Origin of the sequence: Actinokineospora alba (genome assembly GCF_004362515.1) — a bacterium.
GTDB lineage: Bacteria > Actinomycetota > Actinomycetes > Mycobacteriales > Pseudonocardiaceae > Actinokineospora > Actinokineospora alba.
Map to the genome: position 1 here is coordinate 5,722,142 of NZ_SNXU01000001.1, position 17,066 is coordinate 5,739,207.

Annotated in this window: 13 protein-coding genes; 7 read left to right on the top strand and 6 right to left on the bottom strand. The window is 70.1% G+C overall.

Going from position 1 to position 17,066, the window contains the following annotated elements:
* Window positions 1-735: 735 nt before the first annotated feature.
* From C8E96_RS26155 to C8E96_RS26170, 4 genes are all read right to left on the bottom strand, one after another.
* Window positions 736-1,737 (bottom strand): ABC transporter ATP-binding protein, encoded by a 1,002-nt coding sequence (locus tag C8E96_RS26155; protein ID WP_091369564.1) that lies wholly within the window; start codon window positions 1,735-1,737, stop codon window positions 736-738.
* Window positions 1,734-2,993, bottom strand: coding sequence for an ABC transporter substrate-binding protein (locus tag C8E96_RS26160; protein WP_091369565.1), 1,260 nt, complete (start codon window positions 2,991-2,993; stop codon window positions 1,734-1,736). The genes C8E96_RS26155 and C8E96_RS26160 overlap by 4 nt, the downstream gene beginning before the upstream one ends.
* Entirely contained in the window at window positions 2,990-3,766 is a 777-nt protein-coding gene (locus C8E96_RS26165; RefSeq protein WP_228772085.1) for a carbohydrate ABC transporter permease, read from the bottom strand. The genes C8E96_RS26160 and C8E96_RS26165 overlap by 4 nt, the downstream gene beginning before the upstream one ends.
* 86 nt (window positions 3,767-3,852) lie before the next feature.
* Entirely contained in the window at window positions 3,853-6,198 is a 2,346-nt protein-coding gene (locus C8E96_RS26170) for a WD40/YVTN/BNR-like repeat-containing protein (RefSeq protein ID WP_091369568.1), read from the bottom strand.
* A gap of 168 nt (window positions 6,199-6,366) precedes the next feature.
* Between C8E96_RS26170 and C8E96_RS26175 the strand changes: the two genes are divergently transcribed.
* Together C8E96_RS26175 and C8E96_RS26180 are read left to right on the top strand one after the other, a co-directional pair.
* On the top strand, window positions 6,367-6,804 hold the full coding sequence (locus tag C8E96_RS26175) for a hypothetical protein (RefSeq protein ID WP_091370164.1): 438 nt from the start codon (window positions 6,367-6,369) through the stop codon (window positions 6,802-6,804).
* A gap of 73 nt (window positions 6,805-6,877) precedes the next feature.
* On the top strand, window positions 6,878-7,162 hold the full coding sequence (locus tag C8E96_RS26180) for a hypothetical protein (RefSeq protein WP_091369570.1): 285 nt from the start codon (window positions 6,878-6,880) through the stop codon (window positions 7,160-7,162).
* A 37-nt stretch (window positions 7,163-7,199) separates the two neighbouring features.
* Here C8E96_RS26180 and C8E96_RS26185 read toward each other — a convergent pair whose 3' ends face one another.
* The gene (locus C8E96_RS26185; RefSeq protein ID WP_091369572.1) at window positions 7,200-8,357 is read right to left on the bottom strand and encodes a glycoside hydrolase 5 family protein; all 1,158 of its coding nucleotides are present in this window, start codon (window positions 8,355-8,357) and stop codon (window positions 7,200-7,202) included.
* Between the two features lie 10 nt (window positions 8,358-8,367).
* Window positions 8,368-9,402, bottom strand: coding sequence for a LacI family DNA-binding transcriptional regulator (locus C8E96_RS26190; RefSeq protein ID WP_091369574.1), 1,035 nt, complete (start codon window positions 9,400-9,402; stop codon window positions 8,368-8,370).
* 110 nt (window positions 9,403-9,512) lie between these two features.
* Here C8E96_RS26190 and C8E96_RS26195 point away from each other — a divergent pair, with 110 nt between their 5' ends.
* The 5 genes from C8E96_RS26195 to C8E96_RS26215 all read left to right on the top strand — a co-directional run bounded on the left by C8E96_RS26195 (window position 9,513) and on the right by C8E96_RS26215 (window position 17,066).
* Window positions 9,513-10,793: an ABC transporter substrate-binding protein gene (locus C8E96_RS26195; protein ID WP_091369576.1), complete on the top strand. Its 1,281-nt coding sequence runs from the start codon at window positions 9,513-9,515 to the stop codon at window positions 10,791-10,793.
* 59 nt (window positions 10,794-10,852) lie between these two features.
* Window positions 10,853-11,731 (top strand): carbohydrate ABC transporter permease, encoded by an 879-nt coding sequence (locus tag C8E96_RS26200; protein WP_091369579.1) that lies wholly within the window; start codon window positions 10,853-10,855, stop codon window positions 11,729-11,731.
* Entirely contained in the window at window positions 11,728-12,579 is an 852-nt protein-coding gene (locus tag C8E96_RS26205) for a carbohydrate ABC transporter permease (RefSeq protein WP_228769630.1), read from the top strand. The genes C8E96_RS26200 and C8E96_RS26205 overlap by 4 nt, the downstream gene beginning before the upstream one ends.
* A gap of 31 nt (window positions 12,580-12,610) precedes the next feature.
* The gene (locus tag C8E96_RS26210; protein ID WP_091369581.1) at window positions 12,611-13,960 is read left to right on the top strand and encodes a discoidin domain-containing protein; all 1,350 of its coding nucleotides are present in this window, start codon (window positions 12,611-12,613) and stop codon (window positions 13,958-13,960) included.
* Between the two features lie 79 nt (window positions 13,961-14,039).
* A complete protein-coding gene (locus C8E96_RS26215) occupies window positions 14,040-17,066 on the top strand; it encodes an alpha-mannosidase (RefSeq protein ID WP_091369583.1) in 3,027 nt (1,008 codons plus the stop codon).

The window sequence follows — 17,066 nt, forward strand, 5'->3', positions numbered from 1 at the left end:
GGCGGCGGGCGGGTGTGTCGTTGTCGTGATCCGCGCGCTTCGGGGAGAGGGAACGGGGTGACCCACCACCAGACCGACGCCCGGATGCGCGCAGGCCCCGGGCAAACAAGTCCCGCCCGAACCCGACGCCCAGCTCGACGCCGTGATCCACGCACCTCAGTGAAAAGAAGCCGGGCGACCCGCCACCAGCCCAACGCCCAGAGGCATGCAGCACCCCAGCGAACGAGTCCCGACCGAACCCAACTCCCAGCTCGATCCCGTGATCAACGCACTTTGGGGAGAGGGAACGGGGTGACCCACCACCAACCCGACGCCCGGATGCGCGCAGGCCCCCACCAAACAAGTCGCAGCCGGACTCCACACTCAGCTCAACGCCGTGATCAACGTACTTCGGCGCGAAGGAACGGGGTGACCCACCACCAGCCCAACGCTTGGAGGCGCGCATGCCCCGGGCAAACAAGTCGCAGCCGGACCCACCACTCAGCTCGGCGCCGTGAGCCGCGCGCTTCAGTGGAAAGCAGTTGGGCGACCCACCACCAGCCCAACGCTTGGAGGCGCCCAAGCCCCCACCAAACAAGTCGCAGCCGGACCCGACGTTCGGTTCGATGCCCTGGCGCGCGCCGCGAGGTGGGCCGCCAGCGGCTCGGCACCGTGGCAGGCGCGGCATGGCGTCAAGAGCGGCACGCCTCGGTGCGGTGGTGTGGGCTGAACCAGCTCCGGTCCAGTGCCTGCCGGTCATCGGCGTTCGCCTGTCGTGGCGTCGAAGTGGTGTTCGTCCTCCGGCCGCCACGCCACCGTGACTCGGTCCCCGACCGTCGGGGCGTCGGTCCACGGCAGGCGGGCGAGCAGGTCGGTGTTCGCGTCGTCGGGCAGCACTCGCACGAGGCACTCCTCCCCCGCGGGCTCCACCTCGACCACCGAACCCGCGCGGCCGCTTGCCTCGGCCGGACGCACCCGCACCCGCTCGGGGCGCAGCCCCATGACCGTTCCCTCGCCGATTGGCAGGAGGTTCATCGGCAGCGGGCCGAAGCCGCGGGCCACCGCCATCGTCGCGGGGCGCGCGTAGACCTCGGCGGGGGTGTCGCACTGCAGGACCCGGCCCGCGTCCATGACGGCGACCCGGTCGCCCATCGCCATGGCTTCCACCTGGTCGTGGGTGACGTGCACCATCGGCACGCCCAGTGACCGTTGCACCGTCCGGATCTCACCGCGCATTCGCAGCCGGAGCTCCGCGTCCACTGACGCCAGTGGTTCGTCGAGCAGGCACACCGCCGGCGTGCGGATCATGACCCGGGCGAGTGCCACCCGCTGCCGCTCCCCACCGCTGAGTTCGCCAGGCATCCGACCCAGGAGGTGGTCGACGGCGAGCGTCTCGGCCACTGAGCGGACTCGGGCCTCGACGGCGCGGCGGTTGGCGCCGCGGGCGCGTTCGCCGATGCCGATGTTCGCGGCGACGCTCAGGTGGGGGAACAGCGCGGCCTCTTGGAACACCATCGCGACATCCCGCCTGCCGGGTGGCACGGAGGTGACATCGCGGTCGCCGATCAGGACCTGCCCGGCGTCGAGCGGCTCCAGGCCCGCGACGGCGCGCAGGAGGGTCGACTTGCCCGACCCCGACGGCCCGACGATGACGAGAAGCTCACCGTCCTTCGCTTCGAGGTCGATGCCGTCGAGGGCGGTCACCCGCGCCCCGCGGGCGTGGAAAACCTTGTGGGCGCCGAGTATCCGCAGGCTCATCGGCGCCGCAGGAGGGGGTCGGCCTGCTTCTGGATCTCGGCGAGGACCTCGTCGAGCGGGACCCCGTCCTCGAAGGCCCGCTGCAGCTGGGTGCCGATCACGTCCTCCACCTCCGGCCACGACGGCGTCACCGGCGTGTGCCGCAGGTGCGCGATGGCGTCGAGGAACACCTGCGACGACGCGGGCGGCCGGGCGGGGCTGAGGAACGCGGGCGAGGTCGCGACCGAGCGCAGCGACGGCACCGTGCGCCCGCCCAGGGCGGTGACCGTCTGGCCCTGCTGACCCACGGCGTAGGCGATGAACTTCGCCGCCGCCTTGGTGTTCTTCGAACTGCTCGCGACGCAGTAGGCGTCGGAGTGCAGGACCGACGCGGGCGTGCCCATGACCGGCAGGGCGGCGACGTCGAAGTCGAGGCCGCGCTGCTCGCGCAGGGCGGGCACCTCGACCCGGGAGCTCATGAACATCGCCAGTTTCCCGGTCATGAACTGCTCTTCCAGCCCCTGCGACGCGAGCTGGTCCTTGCTCGGGGTCGCGCCGGTGGCGATGAGGTCCACGACGGCCTGCAGCGCCGCGCGGGCGCCGGGCTCGTGCAGGGTCGTGCGGGTCGGGGCCTTCCCGTCGTCGACGATGGCGCCCCCCTTGCTCCAGATGAACGGCGCCATGCGTGTGATCGAGGGATCGATGCCGACGCCCTTGACGCCGTCGGCCGTCAGCGCCTGCGCCGTCCGTACGAACTCGTCCCAGCTCCAGCCCGCCTTCGGCGCGGGGAGTCCCGCCTTCGCGAACAGCGCGCGGTTCCAGTAGACGACGAGCGAGGAGATGTTCTGCGGCATGCATTGCAGCGCGCCGTCATAGGTGAACGCGCTCAGCGGCTGCTCGTAGTAGTCCGCAGTGTCCAGCCCCTCCTGCTTGAGCAGTGGCCCGATGGGACGCACGGCTCCGCGCTGGACGAACGGCGCGTACTCGCGGTAGTTGATGAGGAAGACGTCCGGCGCGTCCCCCGACGCGAACGCGGTGGACAGCCGGGTGAGGTGGTCCTTGCGGCCCACCGTGACGAGCTCGATCTCACCGCCGCCCGCCGCCTGGTACGCCGTGGCGAGGCTCCGGTACACGGCGGCCTCCTCCGGATCGGCCTTGAGCTGCACGGTGATCCGCGCCGTCGCGCTCCCGGCCGCCGCGTCCTCGCCCGGCGCACTGGCGCACGCGCTCACGGCGGCCAACCCCAGCAGCACCGCGAGCAGTCGCCGGGCGCTCATGACCGCTCCACCGACGCGAAGAACGACCGCTGACCGATGGCGAACGCGAGCAGCGCGGGCGCCGTCACGATGACCGCACCGGCAAGGTAGATCGGGTACAGAGCAGCCTCCATCTCGCTGAGACGTCGCAGCCCCAGGGCCACCGGCCAGTTTCCCGGCGACGACACCAAGGTCAGCGGATCCATGAACGTCGACCAATAGTACAAAGTGGACAGTGCGGCGACGGCCACCGCCGCCGGGCGGCCCAGCGGCAGCGCGACCCGACGCCACACCGCGTACGGGCTCAGCCCCTCGAGTGTGGCCGCCTCGAGCAGCGACACCGGGATACGCGAGTAAGCGAGCGCGAACAGCAGCACATAGAACGGTGTCGTGCCCGCGAGCGCGAGCAGCGCCACCGTGAGCGGCGTGTCCGCGAGGCCGACGCCGCGCAGCAGCACGACCCGCGGCACCCAGAGCGCGGCCGCGGGCACGAGCAGCATGAACACCGACACGCCGATGAGCCCGCGCCGGAGCCTGCCGCGGGCGGTGACGATCGCGAGCCCGGCCATCGAGGTGACGACGACGGTGACCGGGACCGCGACGACGACGAGCAGCAGGGAGTTCAGCAGCAGCCAGGCAAGCGGCATGAACCGCGGCACGGCCAGGTAGTTCGACCACTCCGCGGGGTCGGGCCACAGGTCGAGCCCGTCCGGAGGCGGCTGCAGCGGCCGCTGCAGCGACCCCAGCACCATGACCACGAGCGGCGCCAGGAATACCAGGGACAGCGCGATCACCCCGACGGTCCACCAAGTGGTGGACCGCCGGGGTGACCGGTTCTCGCGGTGTGTTCTCAAACCTGCCTACTCAGGACCGACAGTCCTCAGGAGGCGTCGGCGAGCGAGGTCGTCCAGATGCTGCGACCGTAGGTCGCCGCGTAGAGCGTCTCGCTGCCCGCGGGCAGGTCGATGTCGTTGACCGGAACCAGCGGGAGGTTCGCCCCGACCTTGACCCACGTGCGGCCGAGGTTGGTCGTGCGGAACACGCCGACGTCGGTGGCGATGAAGAGCCAGGACTTCTTCGACGGGTGCCGGATGACGTCGTTGATCGGCGCCTGCGGGACACCCCGGCCGACGATGTCGTTCCAGGTCCGGCCGCCGTCGGTGGTCATGACGAGGTGCGGGTACGGGTTGCCGGAACGCCAGCCGGAGAAGCTGGCCCACGCCACCTTCGGGTCCTGCGGGTCGACGGTCACGCGGGTGACCCAGCGGCCCGGGAAGACCGGACTGGTGATCTTCTCCCAGGTCACCTGGTCGGGGGCGGCCATCGCGTTGCGGCTGACCCACATCAGGCCGCTGTCGGTGCCCGCGTAGACGAGGTTCGGGTCAGCCGTCGTCGTGCCGAGCGCCGTCACGGTGCCGAAACCGGGAGCGCGGGGCTCCGTGCCCTCGGTCAGGTCCGGGCTGATCCGCTCCCACACGCGCTGACCGGCGTCGGTGTTGATCCGGCTGACGTACTCGCTGCCGCCGAACATGACGCGCGGGTCGGCGCCGAACTCGAGCGGGGCCACCCAGTTCTTGCGTGCGCCCGGGATCGTCATGACGAACTGCGCGCCGTCGACGAAGCCGCGGCAGCCGCCGTTCTGGAAGCACCCGTAGTACTTGCGGTCGTTCGTCGGGTCGATGCGGTTCATCATCCCGTCGCCGCCGACGAAGTTGAACCAGTCGCCGTTGACCGTGTTGTCGCCCGCCCAGGACTTCAGCGAGCCGTTGTCCTGGGAGCCCGCGTTGAGCCGCTTGCCGTCCTGGACCGAGACGTCCATCGCGTAGAACTGGGTCACGGGCAGGCGCGGGGTCTTGGACCACAGACCGCGCGCGGCGCCGTTCTGGGTCGACCAGTAGAAGCCGCCGTCGTTGCCGAGGAACACCTTGCCCGGGGTGAACGGGTCCCACTCGAGGCCGTGCTGGTCGGCGTGCGGGGTCTGCGACGTCGTCCAGGTGAGGCCGCCGTCGAGGCTCTCGGCGAGGCTGACACCGGCGACGAACACGTGCCGCGGGTCGGTCGGGTCGACGTAGACGCGGCCGAACCACCAGGCGAACCCGCCGCTGATGCTCTGCAGGGTGCCGCCGGAGGTGGGGCCGACCGGGACCCAGGTGGCGCCCGCGTCGGTGCTGGTGAAGAAGCCGTTGAAGTTGCCGCCGGCGGTGCTGGAGATCAGGTACGCGCGGTTGGGGTCGCTGTCGCTGAAGTCGACGCCCATGCGGCCGACGTAGGTCGCGGTCACCGGCTGGCCCACGATGTCCACGCTCTGCGGCAGCGGCGCCTGGTGGACGTTGGTCCACGTGCGGCCGCCGTCGGTGGAGCGGTAGACGTAGGAGTGCTTGCCGTAGATGCGCGACTTCTCGTCACGGATCTTGTCCCACGTCGTGGCGAGCATGATGTCGGGGTTCGACTTGTTGACCGTCACGTCGATCGCGCCGGTGGAGGCGCTGGCCGGGACGATGACGCGGGTCCAGCTGGTCCCGCCGTTCTCGGTCATGAACAGGCCGCGGGTCGGCGCCGTGTCGTGCAGCGCGCCCATGACGGCGACGAACACGCGGTTGTCGTCACGCGGGTCGATGACGATCTGGCCGACCGTGTCGCCGTCCTTGAGGCCCATGTTGACCCAGGTGGCGCCGTCGTCGGTCGACTTGTAGACACCCTTGCCGTAGTACGACGAGCCGCCGCCGTGGTCGGGCTCGCCGGTGCCCGCCCAGACGGTTCCCTTGGAGTCGACCGCGACCGCGCCCATCGACTGGGGCAGCAGGTCGTCCCACGCGGTCGTGAAGGTCGCGCCGCCGTCGGCCGTGCGCCAGAGGCCGCCGGTGCCGGTGGCGATGTAGGCGACGTCCTTGGTGGTGGGGTCGGCCGCGATGTCCCGGATTCGGCCACCGATGTTGCTCGGCCCGAGCCCGGTCCACACCTGGTCGGTGCTCGGCGAGCCCATGGCCGCCTCGCCCATCTGCTTGGACTGCGCGATCGCCTCGTTGACGGCGGCGTCCGGGATGGAGCCGTCGGCGTTGGCGCGCTGCAGGTACATCCACTCCTCGGCGCCGACCGGGTCGGCCGTGGCGGAGTGGTCTTGCTCCGGGCTCTCGGACCTGGGGACCGAGACGGCACTGGCGCCCAACAGCGCCGTGAGGGCCGTCGCGGCCAAGATCGGGACGTGGAGCTTTCTGGGTAAGGCCACGCATGCCTCCAGGGGTCAAGTGGGGCGCCCTCGCGCCCACTCCGCCGCGCCGATCACCGCTCCCGCGGCTTCTGGCCGCGGAGGTGTATGGCGTGGCGGAGGTCACCGTACACCGAGAAGGTCGGATGATAGGCCCGCGATTTGCGAGTTTTGCCTAGAGTGGCCGGCATGGTGCGCGCGCGGGGACTGATGTGGACGGTGGCGATCGTCGCGGCCGGGTGTTCGGCCGGCCCCGGAGGCGACGCGGGCTGTCCCGCCCCGACCCCGGCTCCCCCGGCGGAGACCGCGCTCATGCCCGCCGGGCTGTCCTTCGAGCGGGTCGGCACGGTCACCCACGTCGTGAGCACGCAGGGGCACGTCACGGTGCGGGCGGTCACGACCAAGCCCATCGACGAGGTCACCGTGCTGATCCAGGACGCGGTGACCGCCGCGGGCTACCGGCCGGCGGGGATGGACAACGAGGGGTTCGAGGCGGAGGTCTTCTTCACCTCCGGCTCCTACGCGGCGGGACAGGCCCTGGTGCGACGCGGCGACTGCGAGGGTCAGTGGGACATCGACCTCGTCCTCATCGACCCCGACTCAACGCCCCCGCCGACGACGACGTAGTGGTCCACGGGCCCGAACTGGGTCCGAGGCTATGGTCAAGGTGAGAGCTGACACCGAGTGGAGGGAGCGGCCGATGACCGGCACCCAGGGTGATGACTCCGAGGTGGTGGACGCCGAGGTCGTCGAGGAGCCGGCCGCTCCCCCGGTCGTGCTGCCCGCGGACTACTCCGAGAGCGGGGTTCCCAGCTTCGACTACGTGCGCGACCGGATCGAGGCCCGGGTGCACACCTCCGGCGGCTCGGTCGAACTGGCGAACGCCGGGCCCGAGGCGAAGTCCCTCGACGAGCAGCAGGCCGAGCGCGAGGAAGCGGGCCGGGCGAAGCTGGCCGAGATCCGGCGCTCGATGGGCCTGGACTGAGCGGGGTCCCGACCCTCGATCTCTGACGGCGATGCCGTCAGGGTCCGGTGGTGTGCGAGATGCGCACGGGGCCGTTCTCGCGCATGCGCACCCATTCGGTGTGGAAGCGGCTGCCTGGCGCCACTTCCGCCCGTCGGTGCGGTTCGGTTCGCAGGTCGATCGGGCACGGCAGCACGGTCGCCGGTCGAGGTGTCGGTGTGGGGGCGGCGCGAATGTGGGCGGCCAAGGCCAGCGCCGCCGGTTTGGGCTGGTGGTCGACGGTGAACAGGCCCAGGTCGTACTCGCGTTCGGGGAAGTCCAGCAGCCCGCGGTCGATATCGTGCGACGACCACCAGGTGACGCCCCACAGCGCGGGATGGTCCGCGACACCGGTCAGGGTTCGTTCGACGAACTCGGCGGCGGCGTCAGCCGGGATGTCCGGCCGTGGCGCGCCGATCTCCTGCAGCCACACCCCGCGGCCCGGGGCCAGGCAGGCCGCCAGGTCGACCAGGTATTCCGCGAGCGACACCGTGGCCGGGCCCAGCGGGCCATCGATGCGTGAGGTGCCGTTGAACACCCACGAGTGCACCGTCGTCAGGTCGCCCAAGTCCACCGCGTCGGCCGGGTGGAACGGGTGGTCGGCGGCGTACCAGGCGTCGTCGTAGACCGAGTGCAGGCAGAGGACGTCGGGGGCGGCACCGCGGACGACGTCGAGCAGGTCGGCCGCCCACTGCCGCGACTCCGCCGGGGTGGTGGGGTTCGCGGGCCACAGGTTGTTGACCTCGTTGCCGAGGGTGATCGCGAAGACGTTCGGCCGCGTCGCCACCGCCTTGGCGACGTGCGCGGCGTAGGCGGCGATGCCGTCGCGGACACCCGCGTCGGTGAACACGCTGGCCTGGTGCCAGGTGAGCACCCAGGACGGCAGGAAGTCGAAGCTCGACAGGTGGCCCTGCAGCAGGTCGACCGCGACGCCGAGGCCGAACTCCGCGGCGACGTCGACGGTGGTGAGCAGGTCGTCGACCGCGCGCTCGCGGATCAGGCCGCGGTTGGGCTGGATCCACGGCCACACCGGGAACACCCGCACGTGGTCGAGGCCGAGCCCGGCCAGGTCGGCGAAGTCGCGGCGGACCGCGTCGGCGGAGAAGTCGAGCCAGCTGTAGAACCAGCCGGTGGAGGGAACGTAGTTCGCGCCGTAGCGGGGACGGTCCTTGGTCACCCGGCCTACGCTAAACCGATTTAGGTGCCGTTGCCAAGAGGGCCGTGCTCTCCCGCACGGTGAGGCTGGGCGTGTCGGTCTGGATGTCGCGCGGGGCGTTCGGGTCGGCCATGACGTCGAGCAGCGCCGACGCCGCGCGCATCCCGAAGGCGTAGGTGTCGCGCGAGAGCGCGGTGATCGCCGGGTGGGTGAGCCGGGTGAGCACCGAGTCGTCGAACGAGGCGATCGACAGCCCGCCCGGGACGGCCACCCCCATCTCCATCGCCACGCCGAGGCCCGCCACGGCCATCAGGTCGCTGTCGTAGATGATCGCGGTCGGCCGCTGCTTGTTGCTCAGAAGCGTGCGCGTGGTGCGCGCGCCCTCCGTGTCGCTGAAGTCGGTGTGCAGCGAGACCGCTTGGGCCAGGCCGAGTCTGCCCGCCGCGTCGCGCAGCGCCCGGGCGCGGCGCTGGGTGTGCCGGAACTCGGGTTTGCCCGCGACGTGCGCGATCCGGGTGTGGCCCAGCGCGGCGAGGTAGTCGACCAGCGTCATCATCGCCGCCCGGTCGTCGGCCCACACGCTGCACAGACTCCCCGTCTTGGCCGGTCCGCCGACCACGACCGCGGGCATCCCCAGTTCCTCCACGACGGCCAGCCGCGGATCCCTGGTCTGCAGATCGACCAGGACCAGCCCGTCGACCCGCTGCTCCGACGCCCACCGCCGGTAGATCTCGATCTCGGCGCCGACGTCCTCGACGATGAGCAGCTGCAGCGCGATCGAGTCGGCCGACAGGCGCGCCTGCAGCCCGGAGAGCAGCTGCCCGAAGAACGGCTCGACGCCCAGCGTCCTGGCGGGCCGCGCGATGACCAGCCCGACCGTGTCGGCCCGGGCCCCGCCCAGTGCCCTGGCGACGCTGTGCGGGCGCCAGTTCAGCTCGTCGGCGATCCGCAGGATGCGCGCGCGGGTCTCCTCGCTCACCCCGGGCCTTCCGTTGAGCGCGAAGGAAACCGCGCCCTTGGACACCCCCGCGCGGCTGGCGATGTCGGCGATGGTCGGACGGGTCATGGCGCCCCTGTTCCTCACGTTCGGCCCTTGACAGCCGATTCTATCCGGCGGGATAGTCCGGCACTAGACCGGTTTATCTCGGCGTCGCACGGAGATCATGGGAGAACGGTATGCGCGCAAGGCTGGGCGGGATCGCGGCGTTATCGGCCGCGGTGGTGATGCTGGCGGGCTGCGGCATCGGCGGTGACGACGGCGCGGCCGCCACCGGGGATACCGGCGGCGAGGTCAAGGGCGAGGTGAGCCTGCAGACCTGGGCGCTCAAGCCCAAGTTCACCGGGTACGTCGAAGGCGTGATCGACGCGTTCGAGAAGAAGTACCCGGGCACCACCGTGAAGTGGCTCGACCAGCCGGGTGACGGCTATTCCGCGAAGGTGCTCACCCAGGCCGCCGCGGGCGACCTGCCCGATGTGGTCAACCTCCCGCCCGACTTCGCCCTCCCGTTGGTGAAGCAGAACCTCCTGCTCGATGTGGCCAAGGCCGACGACAAGCTCAAGTCCGACTACGTCGCGGGCGGCGTGTCCGCCTACGAGTTCGCCGGGCACCAGGGCGCCTACGGCTATCCGTGGTACCTCAACACCGACGTCCACTACTGGAACTCCGAACTGCTCGCAGGCAACGGCCTCGACCCGAAGCGCCTTCCCTCCACTTTGGACGAGCTGATCGCCCAGGCCAGGGTGATGAAGGAGAAGTCCGGCGGCCAGATGTACCTGATGAGCCGCAAGCCCGGGCTCGGCGACCTGGTCAACGCGGGCGTCAAGCTGCTCTCCGACGACGGCACCCGCTTCACCTTCAACACCCCCGAGGCCGCCGCGGTGCTCGACAAGTACCGGGCCGCCTTCGCCGAAGGTCTGCTGCCGCGCGACGTGCTGACCGACAAGTACCTCGGCAACAGCGAGCTGTTCAAGAAGCAGCAGGTCGCCTGGACCACCGGCGGCGGCAACTCGATCAACGACTACAAGCGGGACAACCCGACGCTGGCCCCCAAGATCGTCGCCTCGCCCGCGTTCGGCACTCCCCCGCTGTACGTGCAGGGTTTGTCGGTGTCGCGCACGAGCAAGAACCTGCCCGCCGCGCTGGCCCTGGCCAGGTTCGTGACCAGCCCCGAGAACCAGGCCGCGTTCGCCGAACTGGTGCCCGGCATCTTCCCGAGCACCACCGCCTCGGCCGCCGACCCGCGATTCAGCCAGAGCGACGGGACCAACGCCGGTGACGCCAAGGTGATCGCGTTCCAGGCGCTGGCCAAGGCCAAGCTGCTGCAGCCGCCGCTGGTCACCGAGGCGATGGGCGACTACATCAAGCAGCAGTTCTCACTGGCGATCAGCGGTGAGATCCCGGCCAAGGAGGCACTCGACCGGTCCGTCAAGAAGTGCGACGAGCTGCTCAAGAGCTGACCCGGCGGCTGTGGCGGGCGGGCAGGTCCCGGCCCGTCCGCCCCAGCAAGGAGACCCTGATGAGAAACCAGCGCTGGTTCACGCCCTGGCTGCTCGTGCTTCCCGCGGTCGTGTGGCTGCTGGTGTTCAACCTCTGGCCGTCGGTCAACACCGTCGTCCTGTCTTTCACCAACGCCAAACCGCTCGGCGGCGGCAAGTTCGTCGGCACCGACAACTTCGTCCGCGCGCTCGACGACGACCAACTGGTCGACGCCTTGCTCAACAGCATCCTCTACATGCTGGTGTGTCTGCCGCTGCTGACGTTCCTGCCCCTGCTGCTCGCCGTGCTGGTGCAGAAGAAACTGCCCGGCATCACCTTCTTCCGGACGTCGTTCTACACCCCGGTCATCGCCTCGGCCGTAGTCGTGGCGCTGATCTGGACCTGGCTGTTGGAGGACCGCGGCCTGGTCAACGGCTTCGCCCAGCAGCTCGGGCTGGTCGACGGGCCGATCGGCTTCCTCAACGACCGCTGGCTGCTGATCTTCAGCGCCATCGGGCTGACCGTGTGGAAGGGCCTCGGCTACTACATGATCATCTACCTGTCCGCGCTCGGCAATGTCGGCCGCGAGCTGTACGAGGCCGCCGCGGTCGACGGGGCCGGGCCGGTGCGCCGCTTCTGGTCGATCACCGTGCCCGGGGTGCGCAACACGATGCTGCTGATCAGCGTGCTGATCACGGTCTCGGCGCTGCGGGTGTTCTCCGAGCTGTACATCCTCACCAACGGCACTGGCGGGCCGGGCGGGCGGGACATGTCGGTGGTCATGCTGATCCAGATGTACGGCCGCGGGTTCAACGGCCACCTGGGCTACGCCTCGGCGCTGAGCATCCTGCTGTTCTTCATCACCATCGGCCCGATGCTGCTCCTGTTGCGGCTCAACCGAAAGGGAGCCGACGCATGAGCCGTCAGGCGGTCGGCTTCAACGGCATGTCCCGTCGTGAGAAGGCCGTGCGCTACGTGCTGCTCGCGCTGGTCCTGCCGATCACCGTCGGCCCGTTCCTGTGGCAGCTCAGCACCTCGTTCAAGGGCGCCGGGGAGGACATCTACTCGACCACCCCGAGTTTCCTGCCCGAGCAGCCGACGTGGGGCAACTACGTCGAGGTGGCGAACACCATCCCCGTGTGGGACTACATCGGCAACTCGCTGATCGTGGCGCTGCTGACCATCGCGGGCAACGCGATCGGCGCGACGCTGGCGGGCTACGCGCTGGCCCGGCTGGCATTCCGCGGCGGCAAGCTCGTGCTCGGGCTCATCCTGGCCACGCTGGTGCTGCCGGGCGAGGTCACGATCATCTCCCAGTACGTCACCGTCCGGGAGATGGGCCTGGCCGACACGCTGGTCGGGGTGGCCCTGCCCGGTGCGATCGGCATGCTCAACGTGCTGCTCATGCGCGCTGCGTTCCAGGCCATCCCGAAGGAGATCGACGAGGCCGCGATCGTCGACGGCGCCAACGCGTGGCAGCGGCTGGTCCACATCGGACTCCCCAGTGTGCGCGGCATGCTGAGCGTCGTGGTGATCTTCGCGTTCATCGGCGCGTGGGACGACTTCCTGTGGCCCCTCATCGTGCTCACCGACCCGGACAACTACACCCTCACGGTGGGCCTGCAGTACCTGAACAGCGCGTTCACGGCGAACCCCCGGGTGGTCGCCGCGGGCACGATGATCGCGTTCATCCCGATCGTCATCGTTTTCGCTTCCCTGCAGAGGTTCTTCTTCCGTGGCGTCGAGGAGGGCGCCATCAAGGGTTAGCAGTGTCGCTCAACCTGATTCGGAGGTCCTTGTGAAATCGACGATTGCCCGGCTCTTAGCCTTGACTCTCGCCTTGCCCCTGGTCGCGGCGGTCCCCCTGCCCGCCGCGGCGGAGCAGGCGGCGGCGTCCAAGCGCACTGTCGTGTACTACCAGACGCAGTACCACAACAACACCTATGTCTCGCCGAAACCGTTGGTGGACAACAACACCGGCGTGACCGATGTGCTCGTGGCCGCGCTGCACCTCAACGGTGACGGCACCGTGCACCTCAACGACCACCCGCCTGGCGACCCCCGCTACACCCAGATGTGGACCGACCTGGCCGCGATGCAGGCCAGGGGCGTGCACGTGTCGATGATGGTCGGCGGCGCCGCGCAGGGCACGTTCCAGCGGCTCGACACCGAGTTCGACACCTACTACCCGCGGCTGAAGAACGTCATCACCACCTACGACCTCGACGGTGTCGACCTCGATGTCGAGGAGAACATGTCGCTGGCGGGCATCGAGCGGGTGATCGACGCGCTGACCGCCGACTTCGGCGACGGCTTCATCATCACCCTGGCCCCGGTCGCGTCGGCGCTGTCCGGCGGCGGCAACCTGTCGGGCTTCAACTACGAGTCGCTGCACCGCGACCGCGGCAGCAAGATCGACTGGTACAACGCCCAGTTCTACTGCGGCTGGGGATCGCTGTCGAACACCAGCGGCTACGACGCGATCATCAACCGGGGCGTGTTCCCCGCGGACAAGGTCGTCACCAGCTCGCTGACCCACTCGTCGCTGTGCGGGGGCTACGTCGAGGTCACCACGACGTTGAAGACCACGGTGAACGCGCTGGTCCAGAAGTACCCGACGTTCGGCGGCGTGGCGGGCTGGGAGTACTTCATCTCCAACCCCGGTGGGACGGCGCGGCCGTGGGAATGGGCGGGGCTGATCACGTCGTACATGACCGCGACCCCGAGCGCGAACCTCGCCTTGAACAAGCCCGCGACCGGATCGGCTTCGTGCAACAGCGCGGAGAGCCCGGCCAAGGCGGTCAACGGCAGCGTGTCGGGCGGCAACAGCGACAAGTTCTGCTCGCTGGCCTCGTCGAAGTGGCTGCGGGTCGACCTCGGGGCGAGCAAGTCGATCGGCAAATTCATCGTCCGACACGCGGGCGCGGGCGGTGAGTCGGCGAGCTACAACACGCGGGCGTTCCAGCTCCAGACCTCCGGTGACGGGTCGACGTGGACGACGCGGGTCACGGTCACCGGCAACACGGCGAACGCGACGACACACCAGATAACCCCGGTCACCGCGCGGTACGTTCGGCTGGTCGTCACCACACCGACCCAGGCCGGCGACCCGGCGGCCCGGATCTACGAGTTCGAGACCTACGCCTAGTTCGTGGGGGGCGGTGATCCGGCCGAGTCGACCGGATCACCGCCCGCTGACCTGTTCGCCCCAACCCGGGAGACCTGCCATGCACGACGATCATTCGCTGGTCGAGTCCCGCCTCAAGCGGGTGCTCGACGAGCGGATCCGCCCCGCCGTCTACCCCGAGTCCACACCGCTGACCGTGTCGGTCTGGACCGCCCCGGGCGAGCCGGTGCCAGTGGCCGAGGGGATCGCCGCGCCGCGCACGCCGATCGAGGTCGGGGCTCGGTGGGGAGCGCCGTGGGGCACGAGCTGGTTCACCGTCACCGGCACGGTCCCCGCCGAGTGGGCGGGCCGGACCGTCGAGGCGCTGCTCGACCTCGGCTTCGACGAGAACATGCCGGGTTTCCAGTGCGAAGGGCTCATCTACCGCCCGGACGGGACACCGGTCAAGGGCCTCAACCCGCGCAACCAGTGGGTGCGGATCGGGTCCCCCGCAGCCGGCGGCGAGGAGGTCGTCCTGCACGTCGAGGCCGCGTCGAACCCCGTGATCCTCGACTACCACCCGTTCCTGCCCACCGACCTCGGCGACCTCGAGACGGCGGGGACCGAGCCGCAGTACAAGCTCGCCCGGATGGACCTCGCCGTGTTCGACGAGACGGTGTGGCACCTGATCCAGGATCTCGAGGTCCTCGGCGAGCTGATGGCGGAACTCCCGGTGGAGGGCGCGCGCCGCTGGAACATCCTGCGCGCGGTGGAACGGGCCTTGGACGCGATCGATCTGCAGGACGTGAACGGCACCGCGGCCGCGGCCCGCGACCGGCTGACCGACGTGCTGGCGTCGCCCGCCGAGCCGTCCGCGCACCGCCTCAGCGCCGTTGGGCACGCGCACATCGATTCGGCGTGGCTGTGGCCGCTGCGGGAGACCGTCCGCAAGGTGGCGCGCACGACCGCCAACATGACCGCGCTGCTGCGCGACGAGTCCGACTTCATCTACACCATGTCCCAGGCCCAGCAGTACGCGTGGATCAAGGAGCACCGGCCCGAGGTCTACGCGCTGGTCCAGAAGGCGGTCGCGGAGGGCAGGTTCGTCCCGGCGGGCGGCATGTGGGTCGAGGCGGACACGAACATGCCGGGGTCGGAGGCGATGGCCCGCCAGTTCGTGCACGGGAAGCGGTTCTTCATCGAGGAGTTCGGGGTCGAGAACGACGAGGCCTGGCTGCCGGACACCTTCGGCTTCGCCGCGGGCCTGCCGCAGATCATCAAGGCCGCGGGCTCGAAATGGCTGCTCACGCAGAAGATCTCGTGGAGTCAGATCAACAAGTTCCCGCACCACACGTTCCTGTGGGAGGGCATCAACGGCACCCGGATCTTCACCCACTTCCCGCCCGTGGACACCTACAACTGCTCGATGCTGGGTCGCGAGATCGCCCACGCGGCACGCAACTTCAAGGACAAGGGTGTGGCCCGGCACTCGCTGGCGCCCACCGGGTGGGGCGACGGCGGCGGCGGGACCACGCGGGAGATGATCGCCAAGGCCTCCCGGATGCGTGATCTCGAGGGTTCGGCCATGGTCGAGTGGCGCACACCCGCGGAGTTCTTCGCCTTGGCCGAGGCCGAGTATCCGAACCCGCCGGTCTGGGTCGGTGAGCTGTACCTGGAGCTGCATCGCGCGACGCTGACGAGCCAGGCCAAGACCAAGCAGGGCAACCGGCGCAGCGAGCACCTGCTGTACGAGGCGGAGCTGTGGGCGGCCACGGCGGCGGTCCGCCACGACGCGCCGTACCCGCACGAGCAGCTGGACCGGATCTGGAAAACCGTGCTGCTGCACCAGTTCCACGACATCCTGCCCGGCTCGTCCATCGCCTGGGTGCACCGCGAGGCGGAGCAGACCTACGCCCGGGTCGCCGAGGAACTCAACGGCATCATCACCGCCGCCCAACGCGCCCTCGCCGGCCCGTCGGATGGCGGCGAGGTGGCGTTCAACGCCGCCCCGCACCAGCGCGGGCAGACCCCCGCGGGCGGCGCGGCGCTCATCGAGCCCGGCGCAGGTGGGTGCTCGGTGGGTCCGCGGCCCGAGGGTGGCTACCGGCTCGACAACGGCCTGCTGCGCGTGGACGTCGACGAGCGCGGCCTGATCGTCTCGGCTTACGACCTGGCCGCGCGGCGGGAGACCGTCGCCCCTGGGCAGGCCGCCAACCTGCTGCAGCTGCACAGCGACTTCCCGAACATGTGGGACGCCTGGGACGTCGACCAGTTCTACCGCAACACGGTCACCGACCTCACGGACGTCGATGTCGTGGCCGTGATCGATGAGGGTGCCGACACGGTGGCGGTGCGGGTCGTGCGGTCGTTCGGCTCCTCCACAGTCACCCAGCTCATCAGGCTCACGGCAGGCGTCAAGCGGCTCGACCTCGACACCGAGGTCGACTGGCGGGAGACGGAGAAGTTCCTCAAGGCGGCCTTCCCCCTCGACCTCCACGCCGACCGGTACGCCGCCGAGACCCAGTTCGGGCACCTGTACCGGCCCACGCACACCAACACGAGCTGGGAAGCGGCCAAGTTCGAGGCGTGCAACCACCGGTTCGTGCACTTCGAGGAACCGGGCTGGGGCGTGGCACTGGTCAACGACTCCACCTACGGTCACGACGTCACCCGCACGGTGCGACCCGACGCCGGGACGACCACCACCGTGCGCGCGTCGCTGCTGCGCGCGCCGCGGTTCCCCGACCCGCACACCGACCAGGGCGTGCACCGCTTCCGCCACGCGCTCATCCCCGGCGCGACCATCGGCGACGCGGTCCGGGAGGGCTACCGCGTCAACGTTCCCGAGCGGCGCGTGCCGGGCAGCGCCGACGTGGCGCCGCTGGTCACTGTGGACAATGAAGCGGTCGTCCTGAGCGCGGTCAAGCTCGCCGACGACGCGTCCGGCGACGTGGTAGTCCGCTGTTACGAGTCACTCGGCGGGCGGGCGGAGGTCCGCCTCGAGGCCGGCTTCGCCGTCGCGGGCGCCCACCGGTGCGACCTGCTCGAACGACCGCTCGACGGGCAGGCGTGCGAACTGGACGGCGACGTCGTCGAGTTGCGGCTGCGGCCGTTCGAGATCGTCACCCTGCGGCTGGCCCGTGCCTAG

What these genes read in the sequence shown, in the direction of transcription:
- C8E96_RS26200 (WP_091369579.1), top strand. Translation starts at nt 10,853, where the DNA reads ATGAGAAACCAGCGCTGGTTCACGCCCTGGCTGCTCGTGCTTCCCGCG.
- C8E96_RS26160 (WP_091369565.1), bottom strand. Translation starts at nt 2,993, where the DNA reads ATGAGCGCCCGGCGACTGCTCGCGGTGCTGCTGGGGTTGGCCGCCGTG.
- C8E96_RS26155 (WP_091369564.1), bottom strand. Translation starts at nt 1,737, where the DNA reads ATGAGCCTGCGGATACTCGGCGCCCACAAGGTTTTCCACGCCCGCGGG.
- C8E96_RS26205 (WP_228769630.1), top strand. Translation starts at nt 11,728, where the DNA reads ATGAGCCGTCAGGCGGTCGGCTTCAACGGCATGTCCCGTCGTGAGAAG.
- C8E96_RS26215 (WP_091369583.1), top strand. Translation starts at nt 14,040, where the DNA reads ATGCACGACGATCATTCGCTGGTCGAGTCCCGCCTCAAGCGGGTGCTC.
- C8E96_RS26180 (WP_091369570.1), top strand. Translation starts at nt 6,878, where the DNA reads ATGACCGGCACCCAGGGTGATGACTCCGAGGTGGTGGACGCCGAGGTC.
- C8E96_RS26195 (WP_091369576.1), top strand. Translation starts at nt 9,513, where the DNA reads ATGCGCGCAAGGCTGGGCGGGATCGCGGCGTTATCGGCCGCGGTGGTG.
- C8E96_RS26190 (WP_091369574.1), bottom strand. Translation starts at nt 9,402, where the DNA reads ATGACCCGTCCGACCATCGCCGACATCGCCAGCCGCGCGGGGGTGTCC.
- C8E96_RS26175 (WP_091370164.1), top strand. Translation starts at nt 6,367, where the DNA reads ATGGTGCGCGCGCGGGGACTGATGTGGACGGTGGCGATCGTCGCGGCC.